This is a genomic window from Acinetobacter geminorum (assembly GCF_013009345.1).
Lineage (GTDB): Bacteria > Pseudomonadota > Gammaproteobacteria > Pseudomonadales > Moraxellaceae > Acinetobacter > Acinetobacter geminorum.
On record NZ_JABELE010000027.1, the window covers coordinates 1 to 20,568 of the forward strand.

20 protein-coding genes and 1 tRNA gene are annotated in these 20,568 nt (G+C 37.4%); 16 read left to right on the top strand and 5 right to left on the bottom strand.

The features are described from left to right. A partial coding sequence (locus tag HJG58_RS17600; protein WP_170249728.1) for an AAA family ATPase occupies positions 1–2,396 on the top strand: 2,396 nt, incomplete at its 5' end. A gap of 93 nt (positions 2,397–2,489) precedes the next feature. On the opposite strand, the gene HJG58_RS17605 is transcribed toward HJG58_RS17600, so the two are convergent. Next, positions 2,490–2,954, bottom strand: coding sequence for a hypothetical protein (locus HJG58_RS17605; RefSeq protein WP_170249729.1), 465 nt, complete (start codon positions 2,952–2,954; stop codon positions 2,490–2,492). A gap of 195 nt (positions 2,955–3,149) precedes the next feature. Here HJG58_RS17605 and HJG58_RS17610 point away from each other — a divergent pair, with 195 nt between their 5' ends. Further along, a complete protein-coding gene (locus HJG58_RS17610; protein WP_170249730.1) occupies positions 3,150–3,383 on the top strand; it encodes a helix-turn-helix domain-containing protein in 234 nt (77 codons plus the stop codon). Here the strand turns inward: HJG58_RS17610 and HJG58_RS17615 are convergent. After that, positions 3,340–4,257, bottom strand: coding sequence for a tyrosine-type recombinase/integrase (locus tag HJG58_RS17615; protein WP_216076600.1), 918 nt, complete (start codon positions 4,255–4,257; stop codon positions 3,340–3,342). The genes HJG58_RS17610 and HJG58_RS17615 overlap by 44 nt on opposite strands. A 154-nt stretch (positions 4,258–4,411) precedes the next feature. Beyond that, a tRNA-Leu gene (locus tag HJG58_RS17620) sits at positions 4,412–4,498 on the bottom strand. A 182-nt stretch (positions 4,499–4,680) separates the two neighbouring features. Between HJG58_RS17620 and queA the strand changes: the two genes are divergently transcribed. From queA to secF, 8 genes are all read left to right on the top strand, one after another. Further along, positions 4,681–5,718, top strand: coding sequence for a tRNA preQ1(34) S-adenosylmethionine ribosyltransferase-isomerase QueA (gene queA / locus HJG58_RS17625; RefSeq protein WP_170249731.1), 1,038 nt, complete (start codon positions 4,681–4,683; stop codon positions 5,716–5,718). An 85-nt stretch (positions 5,719–5,803) separates the two neighbouring features. Next, positions 5,804–6,805 carry a hypothetical protein gene (locus tag HJG58_RS17630; protein ID WP_170249732.1) on the top strand — a complete coding sequence of 334 codons (1,002 nt, stop codon included), beginning with the start codon at positions 5,804–5,806 and terminating at the stop codon, positions 6,803–6,805. Positions 6,806–6,897: 92 nt separating this feature from the next. Then, positions 6,898–7,926, top strand: coding sequence for a hypothetical protein (locus HJG58_RS17635; protein WP_170249733.1), 1,029 nt, complete (start codon positions 6,898–6,900; stop codon positions 7,924–7,926). 85 nt (positions 7,927–8,011) lie between these two features. Then, complete coding sequence (locus tag HJG58_RS17640) at positions 8,012–8,581, top strand: LemA family protein (RefSeq protein ID WP_017385650.1); 570 nt, start codon at positions 8,012–8,014, stop codon at positions 8,579–8,581. 152 nt (positions 8,582–8,733) lie between these two features. Next, entirely contained in the window at positions 8,734–9,867 is a 1,134-nt protein-coding gene (tgt, locus tag HJG58_RS17645) for a tRNA guanosine(34) transglycosylase Tgt (protein WP_002116306.1), read from the top strand. A 97-nt stretch (positions 9,868–9,964) separates the two neighbouring features. Continuing rightward, a complete protein-coding gene (yajC, locus tag HJG58_RS17650; protein WP_002116168.1) occupies positions 9,965–10,294 on the top strand; it encodes a preprotein translocase subunit YajC in 330 nt (109 codons plus the stop codon). A gap of 51 nt (positions 10,295–10,345) precedes the next feature. Beyond that, entirely contained in the window at positions 10,346–12,247 is a 1,902-nt protein-coding gene (gene secD, locus HJG58_RS17655; RefSeq protein ID WP_170249734.1) for a protein translocase subunit SecD, read from the top strand. Between the two features lie 8 nt (positions 12,248–12,255). Next, positions 12,256–13,221, top strand: a complete 966-nt coding sequence (secF, locus tag HJG58_RS17660) for a protein translocase subunit SecF (protein WP_005804728.1) — start codon at positions 12,256–12,258, stop codon at positions 13,219–13,221. A 63-nt stretch (positions 13,222–13,284) separates the two neighbouring features. Here the strand turns inward: secF and coaBC are convergent, their stop codons facing one another. Beyond that, positions 13,285–14,538, bottom strand: a complete 1,254-nt coding sequence (gene coaBC / locus HJG58_RS17665) for a bifunctional phosphopantothenoylcysteine decarboxylase/phosphopantothenate--cysteine ligase CoaBC (protein WP_002116235.1) — start codon at positions 14,536–14,538, stop codon at positions 13,285–13,287. A 99-nt stretch (positions 14,539–14,637) separates the two neighbouring features. On the opposite strand from coaBC, the gene radC reads away from it, so the two are divergent. Continuing rightward, on the top strand, positions 14,638–15,357 hold the full coding sequence (radC, locus tag HJG58_RS17670) for a RadC family protein (protein ID WP_170249735.1): 720 nt from the start codon (positions 14,638–14,640) through the stop codon (positions 15,355–15,357). 61 nt (positions 15,358–15,418) lie between these two features. Beyond that, positions 15,419–16,330, top strand: a complete 912-nt coding sequence (locus tag HJG58_RS17675) for a bestrophin family protein (protein ID WP_069141498.1) — start codon at positions 15,419–15,421, stop codon at positions 16,328–16,330. Between the two features lie 5 nt (positions 16,331–16,335). Here HJG58_RS17675 and HJG58_RS17680 read toward each other — a convergent pair whose 3' ends face one another. Then, complete coding sequence (locus tag HJG58_RS17680; protein ID WP_170249736.1) at positions 16,336–17,187, bottom strand: PHP domain-containing protein; 852 nt, start codon at positions 17,185–17,187, stop codon at positions 16,336–16,338. Positions 17,188–17,231: 44 nt separating this feature from the next. Between HJG58_RS17680 and HJG58_RS17685 the strand changes: the two genes are divergently transcribed. Genes HJG58_RS17685 through mnmC form a run of 4 tightly spaced genes read left to right on the top strand, consistent with a single transcriptional unit; the run spans position 17,232 to position 20,556 of the window. After that, a complete protein-coding gene (locus HJG58_RS17685) occupies positions 17,232–17,846 on the top strand; it encodes a septation protein IspZ (RefSeq protein WP_170249737.1) in 615 nt (204 codons plus the stop codon). A gap of 34 nt (positions 17,847–17,880) precedes the next feature. Further along, positions 17,881–18,183 carry a YciI family protein gene (locus HJG58_RS17690; RefSeq protein ID WP_032005578.1) on the top strand — a complete coding sequence of 101 codons (303 nt, stop codon included), beginning with the start codon at positions 17,881–17,883 and terminating at the stop codon, positions 18,181–18,183. A gap of 4 nt (positions 18,184–18,187) precedes the next feature. After that, entirely contained in the window at positions 18,188–18,658 is a 471-nt protein-coding gene (locus HJG58_RS17695; protein ID WP_170249738.1) for an SH3 domain-containing protein, read from the top strand. A gap of 23 nt (positions 18,659–18,681) precedes the next feature. Next, positions 18,682–20,556 (top strand): bifunctional tRNA (5-methylaminomethyl-2-thiouridine)(34)-methyltransferase MnmC2/FAD-dependent 5-carboxymethylaminomethyl-2-thiouridine(34) oxidoreductase MnmC1, encoded by a 1,875-nt coding sequence (gene mnmC, locus HJG58_RS17700; protein ID WP_170249739.1) that lies wholly within the window; start codon positions 18,682–18,684, stop codon positions 20,554–20,556. Positions 20,557–20,568: the final 12 nt, after the last annotated feature.

The window sequence follows — 20,568 nt, forward strand, 5'->3', positions numbered from 1 at the left end:
GAGTTTGGTGTGGTAACTCAACTGATGGCTCTAGTCCTTATGTTTTTCAAGTCAATTTCTTATCCGCGATTCGGGTTTATATAATTAATTTTGGTAAAAGTGAGCTTATTCTTCTAGATGGTCCAAATGGCTATGGAAAAACCTCAGTGTTTGATGCAATAGAGTTAGCATTAACTGGAAATCTATCTCGATTAATTGCATTAGATAATCGACAAAATCCAACAGATATAGTAGTAGCGCACAAGAATTCTGAAAATGTAGAAATAATTATAGAACTTATAGATAATCAATCTAATTTAAAAGTTTTTAAAAGAAAATTAAAGAGTAAAATTCCTAATAGTGCTAGAAAAATTTCAAAATTTTCTGAACTTTGGGAGTTATTTGAAGTTAATGGTGATAATTGTACACTTATAGAATCTGATTTTTTAGAAAACTATTTTCATAGCAAAAACTTTTCTCGTGATTTCTTACTATTCCATTATGTACAACAAGAAGAAACTTCTCATTTTTTAAAATCTAATAATGAAACTCAACGTGCAGAAGAATTAGCTCAACTCTTTGGAAACATAAATAGTTCCTATGAAAAACTAAACAAAATCTATGAAATTAATAAAAAAATAATTAACTCTCAAAAAAATGTATTAGAAAAAATTTCATATTTAGAAAATCATTATAAAGTTAGCACTATTAATGATCAAGCTCTTAAAAATATAGAACCTCATTTCCACCTCTTCCCATGGCTAGCTAAAACTCCCAAAGCTGTATTTTGGGATAAAACCAATATAGATAATTTTAACCAAGACAAACTAAACATATTTCTTAATGAGATTAATTTAATAAAAGACTTTTTAGTTAATAAGAATAATTTTTTTAGAATAAGAGCATTTCATAATGTTACTTTACAGACTGAATTACTCCAATATTATTTAGGTTATTTCAATTTTATTGATAAAGTTGAAGAAATTAATGAGGAAAGTAACTATTACCACCTTATAAGTAATGCTTATAAAATCTTAAGAGAAGGAGATTTTAAAAAAATTAAGTCTATATTGGATTTAGATTTTATATTAGGAAAGTTTATTCCTGACCATACTATTTTATTTAAGGCTGAATTAGAATCACTCTTGGAAAAAGAGGAAAAACTTAAAGGTTTAAGTTCCATACATTCTGAAATCATAAAGTATCGTGATTCTATGACTTCTGCACTACAGAGTTTACCAGAAGAAAATAATTGTATATTTTGTGGTACAAGTTTTCAAAAGCATGATGAATTACTTCATGCAATAACTAAACATGGGCATTATCTACATTCAGAATTATCCACACAAGACAAATTAATTATACAAGCTAGAGATAGTTTTAATTTAAACTATTTAAAGCCATTGTTATCAAAATGCAATGAATATTTAGAAAAGAATTTTAAACCCTCTCAAGAAGATTTAAATTATCTTTCCAAAGCTGTACAGATGAAAGACAGACTCTTTAAACTAAAGAATTGGTTAGTATTAAATAATATTGAATATAGTGATTTAACATCTAAAGAATATCCAATTGATAATAAAGATTATTTTTTTCATCAAGCTGTAGAAAAAATTTGTGATCGCATCAAATCTGCTATTGGAAAAATACCAGATGAATACTATGAAAAAAATCAGGAAAGTTCTTTTGAAAGAATATATTTAGATTACTTCAATAATGACCCTAAAAATCTTGAACTTATTAACCAAGAACTACTTGAACTTAAAGAAAATTATATTAAAAACTTATATTTCAATTCACTCCAAGATGTCTTAAATGAGCACTCCCGATTAAATAAAATTAACAATATTTATAAATCTTCCATTGAGGATATAGCAAATATAACACGTATTATTAAAAAGAAGATACGCCAGTATCAAAAAAAATTAATAACTGATATTGAAATACCCTTTTATATTTACTCAGGTAAAATATTACAGACACATCAAGCTGGGTTGGGACAAGGTATATTTATTAAAGATCCAACTGGTGAAGACCAATTAAAAAATGTGAGATTGGTATCTAATTGGAAAAGTGATCATGACATTCTTAATACTATGAGCTCAGGACAAATCTCTGCTGTTGTTATAGCTCTTACACTTGCATTACATCGAGTTTATTCTACAAGATTTTCTTGTATTCTAATTGATGATCCAGTACAAACTATGGATGATATCAATATGTCATCTTTAGTAGAATTATTAAGAAATGATTTTAGTGATAAACAAGTAGTTTTATCAACACATGAAGACAAAGTAGCCAGATACTTTACTTATAAATATCTCAAATATAATAAAAATGTAAAAATTGTGAATATTATGCAAAAAAAGGAATATTCTCCTCAAAATAGATATATTAATTACAGTAATAATATATAAAAAATTAAAAAATATTATAGGTTATAACGGTTTTAATGAAATCGTTATAACCCCATCAAACTAGAATATAAAATATAAAAGTATATTTTATTACTACTTTACTTCTACCATTATACTCCCTCCCTTATCCTCTATCTCATACTTATATTGATAATTATTACACTGCATTGTATAACCACCTCCTCGAATATATGGGATTGCAGAAGATACAGTGTCACACTTATAACCATTAACAAGTACAGCAAGGATAAGCTGTGAAAGAATTCCCTCATCAATTTTAGAGTTAATGACCGCTTCTTTCTCTACCTTATATTGAATTTTTCCAAATCTTTGAGAGTCAGCTTCGTCAGAAGTTTCTTCTTTAATTTTTACTTCGTTAGTTTCTTCATTTACTTTTTCTATGGTTGTTGCTTCCTTAACTTCATTCTCTTGTGCAACTATTGGAGAGTACTCATCCGTATTCCATGATGAACTAATCGCTAAAGAAGCCAGAAAAATAATTAGAACTACTATTATCAATAGCACTACTCCAGCTTTACCTTGCTGTTTCGATGACATAGAAAAGCTCTTTTTTCTGCTATGAAAGTTATTTCTCATATTTCCCCCAAAATAATATTTGTGTCTGCAATCATACATAGAGCTTCAAAAAATGTCACTTATAGAGTGTGCCCTTATATAGCGGGTCTACATAAGGCGTGGCCTTATAGGATGTACAACTCTAATATCATTTCCATTTGTGGATGTAGCTAAGCAATGGAAGAAAATCCTCTAATCTTTTTTGGATTACGATTAAGAGAACTTAGAAAAATTAAGGGAATCTCTCAGGAACGCTTAGCTCTAGAAAGTGGAATTGGCAGAAGTTATCTTGGAGAAGTAGAGCGAGGAAAACGGAATATTGCTTTACTAAATATTTATAAACTTGCAAAAGCTTTAAATATTGAACCTAGTCAATTGTTAGAAAAACCTGAATTAGATCAAAAACAATAGATTTAATCTCCATCTTGGCACCTCTATCAGAGTGTTTTACACCTTCAATTAATCGACGACGAGGTGGAATTCTCCATATTTCCGCTTCAAAGTCGATTTCATTCCACCTAGCAAAACGTATTTCTGATGACCTAAGAAAAGTATGCAACCCCAATAATAAACATAACTTAGTTAAGGGATTACCACTATCTGCCTTAATACGCCGTATCAGTTGAGGAATTAGGTCTAATGATCTAAAAGTCGCTCTATGGTTCTTTCTAGCAGACAAATCCATATCTTCTAAATCACGAGCTATATTTGTTTGTATATAGCTATGCTGAACAGCGTAGCTATAAACTTGGATCAATGAAGCTCTGATCCTTTGAGCATTATCAGGAGAATGGTCATAAATTACATTTAAAGCATCTTTTAAATCCCTAAGAGTAATTTGTTCAATTGCTTTATCTTTAAACTTAGGAAATAAGTGATTTTCAAATTTTCTTAATTGCTTGTTTTTAGTATCTTCACTTAGAGGTTTTCTAACTGCATAAGCATCAAGCCAAACTCTAACTACATTCTCTAAAGTATTTACATTATTTTTCTTTGCTAAAAGAATAGAAAGTTGCTCTTTTGGCTCCACACCTTCTGCAAGCATTCTTAAAAACTTATGCTTTTCCTCTCTAGCTTTAGCCAAAGACAATGCAGGATATGGACCTAATGTAATTTTTTCTCTTTTATCATTTCCCCTATTTGTGTATCTAAAAATCCAACTTTTTGTACCCGTTGGACGCACTCTAAGATACAAACCTCCTCCATCTGCCTCTACATATTCTTTATCTTTAGGCTTAAGAGAGGCACATTTAGTATCTGTTAAAGGACGAACTTGCTTAGCCATAAAAAATAGACATAAACTTACTGGGGACCAATAAGGGTACCTATTTTCAAATGGTATAGCAATGTATAAAAAGTGATATAAGGTTCAAAAGAGATGCTAATTAGCAGATTTTTAACGATTAATTACTTTATAATTTTATATATCGTTAAATATATGGTCCCGAGGGTCGGACTCGAACCGACACGTCATCTCTGACAGCGGATTTTGAGTCCGCCGCGTCTACCAATTTCACCACCTCGGGAGAGGAAGTATGTTTGTGTTGCGTATATTAGCGCGTTTGTAAAACTTGTCAAACCCTAAGTGAATATTATCGTTCACTTTTAGATCATTTAAACATTTTTCATGATTTAGGCCATAAGCACAGCCATAAAAAAGCGAAAAAGTTTATACTAGGCCCAATTTTTGCGGTGTTTTTTCTCAAATATGCAACTGTCTGACTTTTTCTTTGAATTACCTGATGAACTTATTGCCCGTTACCCACTTGAATCACGTAGTGCTTCGCGGTTGTTGCACTTAGACTCAAAGGGCCAATATCACGATCACATGTTCACAGACATTATCGATCTGTTCGAAGAAGGTGATTTGTTGGTGCTTAATGACACCAAAGTCATGAAAGCTCGACTTAAAGGAAAACGCTCTACAGGCGGTGCGATTGAGATTTTAGTTGAGCGTATGCTAAACCACACAACAGCGTATTGTCATATCAAATCTAGCAACTCACCTAAAGCAGGTGCTGAGCTTTTCGTCGGTGCAGATAATATTCCTGTGATTGTACGTGGCCGTCACGAAAACTTATTTGTGGTTGAGTTTTCACAGCCGATCTTGCCTGTACTTGAGCAATATGGTCAGTTACCTATTCCGCCTTACTTTAATCGTGAAGCAGAAGAAATTGACACTGAACGCTATCAAACTGTTTTCCATAACCCTGAAAAAATTGCCAGTGTGGCTGCTCCTACTGCGAGCTTGCACTTTGACGAAGAGTTACTAGCAAAGTTAGAGCAAAAAAATGTTCAAAAATCTTTTGTGACTTTACACGTCGGTGCTGGCACATTTATGCCTGTTCGTACTGATGATATTACCAACCATATCATGCACAGTGAATGGTGTGATGTACCTCAAGAAACCATTGATTTAATTTTGGCGACTAAAACACGCGGCAATAAAGTGATTGCCATTGGTACAACCGCGACACGTGCTTTAGAAAGTGCAGCTCAAGCTCATGGCGGTAAAATTGCAGCTTGGACTGGCGACACGCAAATCTTTATCTATCCAGGTTATGAGTTCTGCATCGTGGACCGTTTAATTACCAACTTCCATTTACCAGAGTCTACTCTACTCATGTTGGTGTCAGCACTTTCAAATCGAGACAACATTTTAGCTGCCTATGAACATGCAGTTAAAAGCCGCTATCGTTTCTTTAGCTATGGTGATGCAATGCTGATTGATAAGCTAGAAGTTTAAAAATTAAAGCTGGGTTAAATTTTATAAGCTCATTTAAAATTTAACCCAGCTGCCCCAACTACAATTTCGACTAATAATAAAATTTATGAAACTGCTTTTTCAAAAAGTTCAAAGTGCTTTTGACAACCAAAATACACATAACAAAATTACTTTAAAAAATATTGAGGCATTAAGAAATTTAATTAATCAGCAATTACCACCTGATATTCTTGTTTATTCATTAAAGAATTGGGCAGGCCCCCAACAACTTGATATTCGAAATTATATTTTTTGGAATGCTACAATTTTCGCCTTAGTTTGTATAGCCTTAGGCTTTTTAATCTCGATTTACTTCTTTCCTTTTGCCATTCTTGCGATCTTTTATGGTTTTTATCATAGAGCCTCTACCTCCGAACTGATTTGCCTACTTCAAGATATCCAAACTTATTATTATGAACATAAATATAATTTCAAATTTGCAACTGAAGATAATTTACCAAAAGAAGGAACATCCGCTTCAGACTTTCCTTTGTTTAAGTTAGGCAATCAAGAAAATTCTGTTTTAACTGCAATACACGGCAAGTGGCAAGTAAGAAAAACAATTCACCCCTATAAAATCTTTAGATACCATTATATCAATCGAGAGATGGCCTATAATTCAAAAGGTAAATGGGAACTAAAAGATGTTAGCTATAATTTATACGGCGTCATTTTAGAGAATTTTCCAGTTCGCGGAGTCAGTATTTCAAGTCAACAGAAAAAGGCTTGTCGCTTAGGTGTAGCTTGGGAATCAAGTGATATCCGTTTTAATCAAAAATATCAACAGAGCGGAATTAATGAGTTGGATTTAGTAAAATTTCTAAGCCCTGACCGTTTGTTATTATTAGAAAAAATATTGGAAGATTTTCCTGGGGATTTCTATATACACCCTGAAACATCTGCATTATGTTGGCTCTGTAATGTAAATCTTTTACGCCAGCAAAGTTTATATGGCGCTAGTGTACGCGAGCTTGCCGAATGTCTTACAACACTTTCAATGCCAGAGTTTGAGCAATTTGCAAATAGATTGCAGCATTTCATTAATGAAACTCAAATGCCGAAATCATAAAAGTAATTATTTATGACTTATTTCTATTTATCTCATTCAATTTAAAAGATAATCTAAAAATAGCACTTTATGATAATGACCTCATTACTTCTATGCCAATTGATACCTTACAAGAAGCTCTGCATATAAGACGTAAGAAAAATACACAGGTTTTTCGCAATATTGCTCGTCTTTGGGATGCTGGACAAAAGTCACAAACAGATCAAGAGCTCTTAAATGCGTTACATCCATGGCGTGAAGATCATAACCTTCGTTTTGTTAATGTATTGCCGTATTTGTTAGGTATTTGCAGTATTACGACTTTATTATTTGGATACTTTTTTCATCCTCATATTCAATATATTTGGAGCCTCTTATGGGCATTTTTAACTGGTTTTCTGGCCTATTTGCTCTATGAACCGCAAAAACCTCTAAGCGAAGTCATTCACTATTTAGAAGAACGTATCACCACTTTACGTTATGGATTACGGTTTCAACAGTTACCAGCCTATCTTCCTATGCAATCTCAACCAATTTTAGTCTTAAGCAAATTAAAGCAACACTTTCCACTGTTTAATCGGGGTAATGAATCTAATGAAATTACTCAGTTTGCTTCCACTACGTGGGATGATGGAATTACGGAACATCAAGTTCTGCTGTTCAAATATCACTATGTAAATAATTTACCCATTCTTCAAAATCAGGATAGTGATAAAAAAATAGTTAAAGAGATCCATAGAGATCTATGGGGCGCTTTTATATTTCAAATGCCTACATTGGGTATTGCTGTAAGTAACCAACGTTCTCGCTTTTTTGCACCTTACTTAACTGAATGGCAAAGCACTGACATCCTGATTAATCAAAAGCTTAATATTTTTGGTACTGCCCAACACCAATTAGCTAAAGAAGTTAGCCCAAGCATAACTTTAAAACTTCATGATTTTTTTCAACACTTTAAAGGTGATTTAATTTATCATCATGAAGAACAAATTTTGTGTTATCTCGGTGAACAAGATCTTTTTCAGACCACCAGTAAGCAAAGTGAAATACATGATGTTTCAACATTACGTGGGCATTTACGTACCATGACTATGCCGCAATATGAAAAATTTCAGCAATTAATGCTTAATTTAATTAAATAAATCTCTCGTAGCGCTGAACTGGCAACTTATCAAAAAATAAGAAGTTAAAAGGCTCAATGAGAGAATAAAAATAAGAGGAGTGAAAATGACAGGTTTATTTATTTTCTTGGGGATATTCGTCGTACTGATTGTCTGGGGCGTTCACATCCGTAACACCATCGTACGTTACTTTAATGCGACTAAAAGAGCTTGGGCTGAAGTTGCCAATTTCGAGCGTCAAAAAGTAAAGACCTTGGAATCTCTTGAATCAACGCTCAATCAATATACTCAATTTGAAAAATCGACATTAGAAAAGGTTACTCAATTACGTCAACAAATTCTTAATTTAAATGTGAATAACACTGATATTTCTCAGCTACAACAGATCGAGAAAATGAGCCAAGAACTTATTCGAAGCTTAAACGTTGTTGTTGAAAATTATCCAGAGCTTAAAGCTGATTCGCTCTATAGCAAAATGATGGATGATATTCAGGAACAAAATGAAAATGTCGGTGCAGCAATTAGCATCTTTAACCGTAATGTCGAGCTGTTCAACAACCAGATTGAAGTATTCCCTAACAATCTCATCAATACATTAACTTTATCCAAGAAAGCGATTCGCCCTTTTAGAGATAATCTCGTGAATGAGAATTTTGACTATAAACCTAATTTTTAATAGGAAGAAAATAATCTCCAAGTTATCGGAAATTTATCTATTTTATAGCCAGCTACATTTAGTAGTAGAACTACGTCGCAGAATCAAGGAAAATAGCCCTCTTTTTAGCAGCGAACTGTTTCTTCGCCTCTGCTCGTGTTCAGGATTTTTAGATGAAGTTTGAAAAATTAGGTCAGTCGGGGCGCGCCCGTCGTGGTCGTTTAACTTTAGAACATGGTGTTGTTGAAACACCTGTTTTTATGCCGGTGGGGACTTACGGCACAGTCAAAGGCATGTTACCTCGTGACATCGAAGACATTCAGGCACAAATTATTTTAGGAAATACATTCCATTTATATTTGCGTCCGGGTCTTGAGGTGATTAAAGAGCACGGTGGTTTGCATGACTTTATTAAATGGAATAAGCCAATTTTGACTGACTCTGGCGGTTTCCAGGTTTTTAGTCTTGGCGCAATGCGCAAAATCAAAGAGGAAGGTGTTACTTTCCGCTCACCGATTGATGGTTCAAAAGTATTTTTATCTCCTGAAATTTCTATGGAAATTCAGCAGGTCTTGAACTCTGACATCGTCATGATTTTTGATGAATGTACACCTTACCCTGCGACACATGAAGAAGCTCAAAAATCATTGCAGCTTTCTTTACGCTGGGCAAAACGTTGTAAAACCCATCATCATGATGAACTCAAGAATCACAATGCGTTATTTGGCATTATTCAAGGTGGCATGTACGAAGACTTACGCGATGAGTCTTTAAATGGCTTACTTGAAATCGGATTTGATGGCTACGCAATTGGCGGTTTATCGGTAGGTGAACCTAAAGAAGAGATGATCAAAGTTTTAGATTATCTACCAAATAAAATGCCACATGACAAACCACGTTATTTGATGGGCGTTGGTAAACCAGAAGATATCGTTGAAGCAGTACGCCGTGGTGTCGATATGTTTGACTGTGTAATGCCGACTCGTAATGCTCGAAACGGTCATTATTTTGTCACTGATGGTCTGGTACGTATTCGTAATAGTAAATATCGCCATGACCAGAGCCCGCTCGATCCACATTGCGATTGCTACACTTGTAAGAACTTTACCCGTGCTTATCTATTCCACCTTGAAAAATGTGGAGAAATGTTAGCATCTATGCTCGGTACTATTCATAACTTACGTTATTACCAACGTTTAACTGAAGGTATGCGTGATGCATTAGACAATGGCACATTTGATGAATTTGTTCAGGACTTTTATGCCCGTCGTGGTTTAGAAGTTCCACCATGTCCGGTTGATGAATAAGCTAGATTTGCGCTCAACCTCAAGACAAGGTAAATTGCAAAACGAATTAGGATTATGTCAGTTATCTGACTCATATTTTTAACTTTAGGAAATCAAAATGAGCTTTTTAATTTCTGCTGCTCATGCAGCACCAGCAGCTGGCCCAACTAATGGTATTTTGCCAAACATCTTGATGATTGTCGTATTCGTTGCAATCTTTTATTTCTTAATTTGGCGCCCTCAAGCAAAACGCGCTAAAGAACACCGTTCTTTAATCGAGAGCTTAGGTGTTGGTAGTGAAGTTGTTTTCGCTGGTGGTTTAATGGGCAAAGTAACCAAAATTGAAGGTGACTATGCAGTTGTTGAACTTAGCCGTGGTGTAGAAGTAAAAATTCAGCGTGCCAGCGTAATTTCAGTATTACCTGAAGGCACTCTAAATAACCTTTAATCATAAAACAGTCGTGCTTTAGCACGGCTTTTTCATTTAAGAAGAAAGCGAATGCGTTACCCTGCATGGAAATATTTACTGATTCTTGTTGTTCTGGTAATCAGTACATTATACGCACTGCCGAGTCTATATCCGGATGAGCCCGCTGTTCAAATTTCCGGTGCCAAAGCTGGTACCCAAATTGATCAAAGTGTGGTGCAAAAAGCAGAGCAAATTTTAAAAACAGCAAATATTGCGAGCCATGACAATACTTTTACAAATAATGCTGCCCTATTGCGTGTCAGTTCATCTGAAGCGCAGTTAAAGGCAAAAGAAGTATTACGTCGTGACTTAGGTGATCAATATGTTGTCGCCCTAAACCTTGCACCAACCACACCGGAATGGCTGCAAAAGATTGGGGCAAAACCAATGAAACTTGGTTTGGACTTACGTGGTGGTGTCCACTTCTTGCTTGAAGTAGATATGGACAAAGCCGTTGCCCAACGTATGGAAACCTCTGCCACCGATTTGCGTCGTCAGTTCCGTGAAAACAAGATCAAATTTAATAGTCTTGCATTAACGAATAATGTGATCACTGTTCAATTTGCTGACAATGCTGACCGTGATGCAGCAATGGATTTCTTACGTCGTAATGGGAATGAATATACCCAACAGGCATTAGCAAGCTCTACAGGTTCTACTTTAAAGCTTACTTATACCGATGTACGTCGCCAAGAAATTCAGTCATATGCGGTAAATCAGAACTTAACAACATTACGTAATCGTATTAACGAACTTGGTGTTGCAGAAGCATTGGTACAAAGTCAGGGTAGCAACCGTATTGTTGTTGAATTACCGGGTGTACAAGATACAGCTGAAGCTAAACGTGTTTTAGGCCGTACTGCGAACCTCGAATTCCGTTTAGTTTCTGACTTAAATGATCAATATATCGATCCATATACGGGTAAATATAATGGTCAACCTTTACCTCCGGGCACAGAAGTTTTTGCTTATGAGTCTTTAGATAGCGGCCGTCAACTCTTGTTGCAACGTAACCGAATCTTGACTGGTGAGCGTGTTCAAAATGCAAGCTCTGGCTTTAGTCAGGACTCTGGCGGTGCCGAAGTAAATATCACGCTCGACAGCGCTGGCGGTAAGCTGATGTCCGATGCAACCCGTAATGCAGTTGGTAAACGCATGGCGGTGTTGTTCATCGAGAACAAGCAAAAAATTAACTATGTCACAGATCCAAAAACTGGTGCACAAACAGAAGTTCGTACGCCATACACTGAGTCTGTAGTCATTAACGCTGCAACAGTTCAGGCTGTTTTAGGTTCGACTTTCCGTATTACCGGTTTAAGTTCTCCTCAAGAAGCATCTGAACTTGCATTAATGCTTCGTGCTGGTGCTTTAGCTGCGCCAATGTACTTTGTTGAAGAACGTGTAGTAGGTCCAAGCCTTGGTCAAGAAAACATTGATAAAGGTGTATTGTCTACTCAAATCGGCTTCTTGCTCGTTGCAATCTGGATGGTGGTTTTCTTCCGCGTATTCGGTTTAATCGCGAACTTTGCTCTTGTGTTTAACTTGGCAATGATTTTAACCGTGATGTCATGGATTGGAGCTTCTCTCACCTTACCGGGTATTGCTGGTATCGTTATTACCATTGGTATGGCGGTCGATGCGAACGTATTGATATGTGAGCGTATCCGAGAAGAAATGCTCTGGGGGGCCTCACCCAAACAGGCCATTGTGGCCGGTTATGATCGAGCCTATAACACCATTTTTGACTCGAACTTAACCACGTTCCTTGTTGCATTCATTTTGTTTGCAATTGGTACAGGCCCAATCAAAGGTTTCGCCGTGACATTAATGATCGGTATTATTTGTTCGATGTTTACTGCAATTACAGTAACTCGTGCAATCGTACAAATCATTTATGGTAAACGCCGTAATTTGAAAAAGTTGAGCATTTAAGGAGATCGATGATGACTAAAGTGACTCAACAAGATTCAAAACAATATGGTCGTCCGGATGATGCAAAAATCATCCCGTTCATGAAGATTGCTAAACCTGCGGCAATCTTCTCGATCCTTATTACTTTGGCAAGTATTTTCTTTATTGCGACTAAAGGTCTTAACCTCGGTTTGGACTTTACAGGTGGTGTTTCAGCTGAGCTTAACTATGCTCAACCAGCCAATCAGTCTGAAGTTATTCAGGCACTCGATAAAGCTGGTTTTAAAGATGCTGTAGTACAAACCTTAGGTAGTAATAAAGACTTACTTGTGCGTATGCCAGTACAAGAAGTTAAGGTTGAAGACCTTAGTAATGCGATTACTAAAGCAGTGCAGTTACCAAATAATGCTGCCGAAGTTCATAAAGTGGACTCTGTCGGTGGTCAGGTTGGTAACGAGCTCTATGTTCGTTCTGCTGGTGCCGTTGCACTAGCACTTATCTTAATGTTGATCTACGTGACCATCCGCTTTGAGTTTAAACTCGCGATGGGTGCCGTAATGTCTTTATTCCACGACATCATCATTATTATTGGTGCTTTTGCATTATTCCAATGGCCATTTGACCTTACAGTGTTAGCTGCAGTACTTGCTGTTATTGGTTTCTCGCTTAACGATAACATTGTAGTGTCAGACCGTATCCGTGAAAATTTCCGGAAAATTCGCGGTGCGACTCCTCGTGAAATCGTTGATATTGCGTTAACTGAGACTTTACGTCGTACTATTCATACATCAATGACGTTATTGCTGGTTGTTCTAGCGATGATGTTCTTAGGTGGTGATGGCTTACACTGGTTCTCTGTGGCAATGTTTGTTGGTGTATTTGTTGGTACTTATTCTTCGATTTATATCGGTACTGCATTTGCATTGTGGCGTGGTCTTAACCGCCAAGACTTCATCGTTCAGGTTAAACCTGAGTTTGAGGATGAAATACCTTGATTGTCTAAATAAGACTGTAAAAAAACCGCGATTCATTCGCGGTTTTTTTATTTGATTCAAAAATTATTTACGGCGTAATGCATCCGAAATAGCTTCAACCAGCTGTTGAGAAATTTCCTGTTTAGATGCTTTCTCTAACTCACGCTTTTTCATGTGATAGCTTTCAGCAAAGAAGACTGTCATCGCATTCTCATCAGAAGCAAACCCAATATCTGCACGTGATACATCATTGCAGGCAATCATGTCTAGTTTTTTAGCAACAAGTTTCCCTGCCGCATATTCTTCAACATTTTGCGTTTCAGCAGCAAAACCCACCATAAATGGACGTTTTTCCTGACCTGCGATTGTTGCCACAATATCTGGATTTTTTACAAGGGAAACATTTAACTCATCCCCTGCTTTCTTAATCTTATGCTCAGCAACTTCTGCTACGCGATAGTCTGCAACTGCCGCAGTCGCAATAAAAATATCGCAGCCTGTTTCTAGAGAACTCATACTGACGTCAAGCATTTGTCGTGCTGAGGCAACATTTACACGTTGAACACCATTTGGCGTATCTAAACTTACAGGTCCAGCAATCAGAGTCACTTGCGCGCCAGCAGCATAACAAGCAGCGGCTAAAGCAAAGCCCATTTTTCCAGTACTATGGTTTGAGATATAACGAACAGGGTCAATCGCTTCACGTGTTGGCCCAGCAGTAATAACCACTCGCTTACCTGCCAACAGTCCAAATTTCTCAGCGATGGCACGTTGAGCTTGATGAAAATAGCCAGCGACCTGACGAGCAATTTCTTCTGGCTCTGGCATACGGCCTAAACCAACATCACCGCAGGCCTGTTCACCCGCATCTGGCATGATCACGTGTACACCATCTTCGACTAAGGTTTGCAAATTACGTTGAGTTGCTTTAGCCGCCCACATTTGCTGGTTCATCGCCGGAGCTACCCACACAGGAGATTTTGTTGCCAAAAAGACCGTGCTGAGTAAATCATCTGCCAAACCATTCGCAAATTTAGCCAATGTGTCACAACTTGCAGGTGCGACCAGTAATAAATCAGCCCAACGTGCTAATTCAATATGTCCCATACCCGCTTCAGCCGCAGGGTCTAGAAGTTCAGTATGAACAGGATTACCAGAAAGAGCCTGAAAAGTTAGTGGTGTAATAAATGCCTGAGCACCATGTGTCATCACCACTCGCACGTCAAAGCCATAATCTTTGAGGCGGCGGACTAAGATGGCGCTTTTATAGGCAGCAATTCCGCCAGTAACAGCTAAAACAATGTTTTTATGAGGAATAACGCTTAGATCAAAGCTCACGAACAGGATACCTTTCTGTTGCAGTGGCGCTCACAATAGCATTAAATACGCGCAGACCCAAGATTGATTGGGCAAACAAAATAAAATTTTAAGCGAATTATGCTGGGGAATATGAATACTTCTATTAAAAATTGGCCTGAACAAGAACGGCCAAGAGAACGGTTATTACAACAAGGTCCGCAAAGTCTATCAGATGCAGAGCTACTCGCAATTTTTCTTCGCTCAGGTTCACGACAACATTCAGCAGTCGAATTATCACGGTTACTCATTCAGCACTTTGGTAGCCTAAATGCAGTGTTTGATTCATCTTTAAGTGAGTTAACTCAATTTAATGGAATTGGAGCAACAAAATATTCACAATTACTAGCCGTCAAAGAACTCGGACGGCGTTATCTCAATCATCACTTTCAGAAAAATAATCTCAGCCTTCATTCATCAGATTTAGTTTTGGATTATCTGCGCTATGAATTAAAAGGCGAAAAACAAGAAGTCTTTGCTGTTTTGTGCCTAGATCCCGAATTAAGAAAGCTTCATTTTAAAAAGCTATTCTTTGGTTCAGTTCAGCATTGCGCAGTTTCGGTCAATCAAACCTTACGCTACGCCTTACAGCAACATGCTTGCCAGCTCGTTATTGCACACAATCATCCCTTTGGTTCTCCACAACCATCTTCCCAAGATATTGCCTTAACTCAGCAACTTGAACAGGCTTGTCAGCTTGTCGAAATTCGTTTGCTTGACCACTTTATTATCTCACCTGAAGGGAGCTTTTCCTTTGCTGAACAACAACTGCTCAACCCAACAACAATATCAGTTCAATGATATTGACAAAGTACTACTAAGCCTAGAAGATCAAAACAAAAATAGCGACGTTTAAAATAAAATGATTGTTCGGGAACAGCCTAGTATTTTCAAAGTATTATTCTCTTGGCGAGGCACAATTTTACCCAAAATTTTGCCTTCCCTAGGCGTTGTGATGCTGATCTCGGCAATCATTGGTGGAGTAGAATACATCAATCTTTATCGCTTTCCAGAAATTCCTCTGGTTGGCTTTACGCTCATTGGTGTCGTACTTTCTATTTTCCTAGGATTTAAAAATAGTGCATGTTATGACCGTTGGTGGGAGGCCCGAAAATTATGGGGCGTTCTCATTGCAACTTCACGCCATTTTGACCGCGATTGTCGTATTTTAACTCAAGCTCGCCGTGAGCGAGTTATTCAACATGTGATTGTTTTTGCTAATGTATTGCGTGACCGTTTACGTCGTCAGACGGCGAACCCAACTGAGTTAATACAAACCAGTGGTATGAGTCAGCAAGCTCTCACTCAACTCTACCAGCAAAATAACGCCCCTCAGTACACACTCAGTCTCATTCACTGGGAATTGTTGCAGGCACTTAAAGAAGGTGAAATTTCTGACATCATCTATGCACAAATGAATAAAAATGTTTCAGATTTAAGTGTTGTACAAACTGGCTGTGACCGGATTGCCAATACGCCCATTCCATTTGCCTATTCAGTTTTACTCAACCGCACAGTCTATTTTTTCTGTTTTATGTTGCCTTTTAGTCTTGGGTCATTACTTGGATTAGCAACGCCTTTACTAGTTGGAATTTTGGCATACACATTTTTAGGTCTAGATGCACTAAGCTCTGAAATTGAAGAGCCATTCGGTACGCAAAGTAATGACTTACCCTTAGATGCTATGGTACGTAGTATCGAGATTGAACTTTTAGGGACGCTCGGTAAACCTACTCCACCACCAATTCAGGCTCAAGATAACAACTTACTGTAAAGAGTTTAAACAAAGTGCTCCCAAATTCCATGCTGCTTATCTGTAGGTTTAGGCGTATTTCCTAGTTTAATCCATGGCATATTTTCACCATGAAAATCACTGCCAATAGAAACTGCCAACTGATATTGTTCAATCATTCGATCAATCATCTGACGAGTAGATAGAGGTTCCATTGGTGGAGGTAACTCAATTGCGTCTCCACCTGAAGTCGCGAACAATTCAATTAAATAACGAACATTGGTTGCAGATAAATCATAACGCGTCGGATGTGCTAATACTGCGAATCCTTTACTTTGATGAATCACATCAATGGTTTCTTTTAGCCCTAAACCTTCAAACTTTACAAAAGCACGTTTTCCTTCTTTTAAGAAACGATCAAATGCTTGTTGAGGACGAGTCACGACATTTTTCTCGACCAATGTTTTAGCAATGTGAGTTCTTGTTACCCTATCCGCCTGATCTTCTACTTTAGCAAGAACATCCTCATAAATCTGAAAACCAATACATTTTTCTAATAGCTCACAAATCACTTTAGCTCTTTGCGCTCTAATTCTTTTTTGTTGTTCTAATGCTTCTAAAATTGGTGCTGCATCTTGCATATTTAAAGCAACAATATGTACACCATAACTCTTCTTAGTGGTTGGGCGCGACCACTGACTAGAAATTTCTGTACCAGAAATAATATTTAAATCATGACCTTGTGCAGCAATTTTTGCACGCTGTAACCCATCCATTGTATCGTGGTCAGTCAAAGCCAACGTATGCAAGTTCACATCTATAGCAGCTTGCACCAGCAATTCTGGAGACAAAGTTCCATCAGAAATATTGCTATGTGTATGTAAATCTATGCCTTGCATCTTTTATACTATGCCATTCGCCAAACCTGATCAGATACTCTAACATGAAAGCACTTCTGGACTTTGTTCCATTAATTATTTTCTTCTATTTATATAAAACAGTTGATCCAACTGACACCCAGCATCCTTTACTGAAACTGATCGGGTCTGCTGGTGGTATCGATAATAATAATATTCTTGTAGCGACTACTGGCTTAATTATTTCAATGCTTGTGGTATATGGTGCTCTATTTGTTTTCCAAAAATTCCGCTTAGACAAACAACAGTGGTTTGTATTGTTTATGACTGTCATTTTTGGTGGCATTACCCTCATGTTAAGTGACGATTTTTATATTCGTCTCAAAGCTGCGATTTTAAATTTAGTTTTCGCAGGCGCATTCTTGATTTCGCCTTGGTTTGGTAAAGATCGTAAACCACTCATTCAACGCTTATTTGACCCGATTTTAGATTTGAGTGAAAAAGGTTGGAAAAACCTCAATTTTGCTTGGGCTGCGATGTTTGTCGTGATGTCTTGTCTACATGTTTTCTTCGCATTTTTATTTCACGGTGGAAAATATTGGGGCGAATTTACTGCATTTGGTGACATGATCGTGATGTTTTCATTTATCATTATTCAGTTCATTATTTTACGCAAACATTTTAAGTCACCAGACGCTTAAAGTGCTTCCAGATTGATTATAGAGATACGATTACATGCCTTTTTTTGTTCTAAGCTGTACCGATAACGAAGGAACTTTAGAAAAACGCTTGGCAGTACGCCCTCAGCATATCGAACGTCTACAAAAACTCGATGATGAAGGCCGCCTTGTTACAGCGGGTGCTATGCCAAAAGATCCTAATGATCCGCAAGCTGGCTTTTTTGGTAGCACCATGATTGTTGAATTCGACAGTCGCGAAGCATTAGATGAATGGTTAAAAGAAGAGCCATTTCTTAAAGAAGGCATTTATGCTCACGTTGATGTAAAACCGTTTAATAAAGCATTTCCAAAAGGGTAATCGCATGCAGCTTGCAATCAAAAGCTTTCTTGGCTTGTGTTTGATATGTTCAACTGCTGGAGCAGTTGAACCTGCTGCGACACCAGCAACTCCTTCTCCAAGTGCGCCTTCAACTCAAGCCACTAAACCAGCTCCAACATCTACAACTGGAGTCAAAACAGCACCAACTGCAGCACAACCACTTACGGCAGAACAGCTCGCAAAGAACAAACAACAACAAGACGCAAAAATCAAAGCTTTAGTTCAAGATCAAGCATCTCGCTTAAAACAGCTAGAACATGCCAACCTTGAAGCATTGGCTCAGAACCAAGAGTTACAGCTAAAAAATGATAATCTCTCTGTTCAGGTTCAAGTTTTACAAAGCGAACGAAGTGCGCAAATGTTTTTATATGGCGCTGTTACCTTAGCGGGTGGTGTATTGCTAGGTTTCTTTATTGCTAGTTATATTCATACAAAACGTCGACGCCAGTGGTAATCCCAAGCGATCTATTAAATTCAATGAACGTATCAAACCGTATCCAAACAGCAGAGCTGGACTGGGAATTTGTCGATGGTATCGAGATTCCCATTTCCAAACAATTTGGTGATGTCTACTTCTCTAAAGATAATGGCCTACTTGAAACACGACATGTTTTTCTAAATGGTAATGACTTATCAGAACGATTAGCCAATTTAAAAGATTTTGAATATTTCAGTGTAGGAGAAACCGGTTTTGGTACAGGTTTAAATATTCTTGCACTCTGGCAACTTTGGCAGCAAGTCCGTCCTAATAATCAAAGCCATTTACACGCAATTAGCGTGGAAAAATTTCCATTAAGTAAAGCTGATCTTATTCGCGCTTTAAATGTCTGGGATGAGCTTAAACCGTTTGCAGAGCAGTTAATTGAACAATATCCCTTGCCTATTGCTGGATGTCATCGTTTAACTTTCCCTAAAGAACGTTTTAGCATCGATCTATGGCTTGGAGATGCGCAAGAGATTTTCCCAAGCATGGCTAAAACTAAAGCTGTGAATGCCTGGTTTTTAGATGGCTTTGCACCATCTTGTAACCCAGACATGTGGGAACAAAATATTTTAAATAATATTGTCCGTCTTTCAGGTTATGGTACTACATTCGCCTCTTTTAGTGTTGCTGGCATTTTAAAACGTGGACTAAAAGCACATGGTATCGATATTTCTCGTCCACGTGGTTTTGGCCATAAACGAGAAATGCTCAAAGCAGTCTGGAAGCTGCCTGAATCTGATCAGGGTTCCACAGAATTAGGACAAACCCACGCATTGGCTACAGAGCAACAGCATATTGCGATTATAGGGGCTGGTATAGCAGGTTTAAGCACAGCGTGGGCATTTGCAGCACGTGGCCACCAAGTGACCTTATACGAGCAAACCAATCCGTTATCGGGCGCGTCTGGAAACCCTTTGGCATTACTTAATCCGAAACTATGCCCAATTGAACAAAGTCATGAACATCTCATGACCTTAAGTTGGCAACATGCTTTAAATTTTTATAAAAATTTTAATGCATTCCGCCCGCTTCAAATCCAGCAAATTGCATTAAAAAATGCAGATGAACTTCTTGATTTGGTAAATCAGTATCCAACTCAAGTTGTTACCAACTCAGCGAACTCACTTGAAACTGATTACTCAAACATATTACTAACTGAGGCTGGCTCTGTCTCACCACATAAATTACGTGATGAAATTTTGCAGCATCCATGCATCAATCTCGAAATTGCCCATGTCACAGCACTTGTTTCTTCTGTAAATAAAGTTCAATTGCAAACCAACAATGAAATTATTGCAGAAGCAGACCATGTCGTTGTGTGCTGCGCTCGAGAAAGTGCTGCTTTATTTGACAGCTATCCGCAGTTAAAACCAATACGTGGACAAGTGAGCTGGGTTGATAATACGTTTGCCCCTCTGCCTTTAAATGAAGCTTATAGCTATGGCGGCTATTGTATGCAACTTGATGCCTCGCAGATGATTTTAGGCGCGTCTTTCTACCCAAATCGTGAAGATCAAGATGTACTTACCGAAGACCATGTGCATAACTTTGAATTAATCCACAGTGTATTCCCTGAATATGCTGAAAAGTTACCATTACCTTCGACATGGCAAGGCCGTGCATCTATACGGGCTCAAAGCTTAGATTATTTTCCTCTGGTTGGAAAAATACAGGAGAATAGCCGAATTGCTACTTTTGCTGGGCTTGGCTCTAAAGGCTTCTTATTTGCCCCGCTGTGCAGTGAAATCTTAGTTGCTCAAATATTAGGAGAGGCTTGTCCAGTACCAGACCGCCTATTACAAAAATTGAATCCTCAACGGTTCCAAAAGAAAGTGAAACCTAAAAAACCTTATTTTAAACCGCAATAATTCACTTTAATA

Coding starts and splice junctions, on each gene's coding strand:
- HJG58_RS17605 (WP_170249729.1), bottom strand. CDS start 2,954: ATGTCATCGAAACAGCAAGGTAAAGCTGGAGTAGTGCTATTGATAATA.
- HJG58_RS17610 (WP_170249730.1), top strand. CDS start 3,150: ATGGAAGAAAATCCTCTAATCTTTTTTGGATTACGATTAAGAGAACTT.
- HJG58_RS17615 (WP_216076600.1), bottom strand. CDS start 4,257: ATGGCTAAGCAAGTTCGTCCTTTAACAGATACTAAATGTGCCTCTCTT.
- queA (WP_170249731.1), top strand. CDS start 4,681: ATGCAACTGTCTGACTTTTTCTTTGAATTACCTGATGAACTTATTGCC.
- HJG58_RS17630 (WP_170249732.1), top strand. CDS start 5,804: ATGAAACTGCTTTTTCAAAAAGTTCAAAGTGCTTTTGACAACCAAAAT.
- HJG58_RS17635 (WP_170249733.1), top strand. CDS start 6,898: ATGCCAATTGATACCTTACAAGAAGCTCTGCATATAAGACGTAAGAAA.
- HJG58_RS17640 (WP_017385650.1), top strand. CDS start 8,012: ATGACAGGTTTATTTATTTTCTTGGGGATATTCGTCGTACTGATTGTC.
- tgt (WP_002116306.1), top strand. CDS start 8,734: ATGAAGTTTGAAAAATTAGGTCAGTCGGGGCGCGCCCGTCGTGGTCGT.
- yajC (WP_002116168.1), top strand. CDS start 9,965: ATGAGCTTTTTAATTTCTGCTGCTCATGCAGCACCAGCAGCTGGCCCA.
- secD (WP_170249734.1), top strand. CDS start 10,346: ATGCGTTACCCTGCATGGAAATATTTACTGATTCTTGTTGTTCTGGTA.
- secF (WP_005804728.1), top strand. CDS start 12,256: ATGATGACTAAAGTGACTCAACAAGATTCAAAACAATATGGTCGTCCG.
- radC (WP_170249735.1), top strand. CDS start 14,638: ATGCTGGGGAATATGAATACTTCTATTAAAAATTGGCCTGAACAAGAA.
- HJG58_RS17675 (WP_069141498.1), top strand. CDS start 15,419: ATGATTGTTCGGGAACAGCCTAGTATTTTCAAAGTATTATTCTCTTGG.
- HJG58_RS17680 (WP_170249736.1), bottom strand. CDS start 17,187: ATGCAAGGCATAGATTTACATACACATAGCAATATTTCTGATGGAACT.
- HJG58_RS17685 (WP_170249737.1), top strand. CDS start 17,232: ATGAAAGCACTTCTGGACTTTGTTCCATTAATTATTTTCTTCTATTTA.
- HJG58_RS17690 (WP_032005578.1), top strand. CDS start 17,881: ATGCCTTTTTTTGTTCTAAGCTGTACCGATAACGAAGGAACTTTAGAA.
- HJG58_RS17695 (WP_170249738.1), top strand. CDS start 18,188: ATGCAGCTTGCAATCAAAAGCTTTCTTGGCTTGTGTTTGATATGTTCA.
- mnmC (WP_170249739.1), top strand. CDS start 18,682: ATGAACGTATCAAACCGTATCCAAACAGCAGAGCTGGACTGGGAATTT.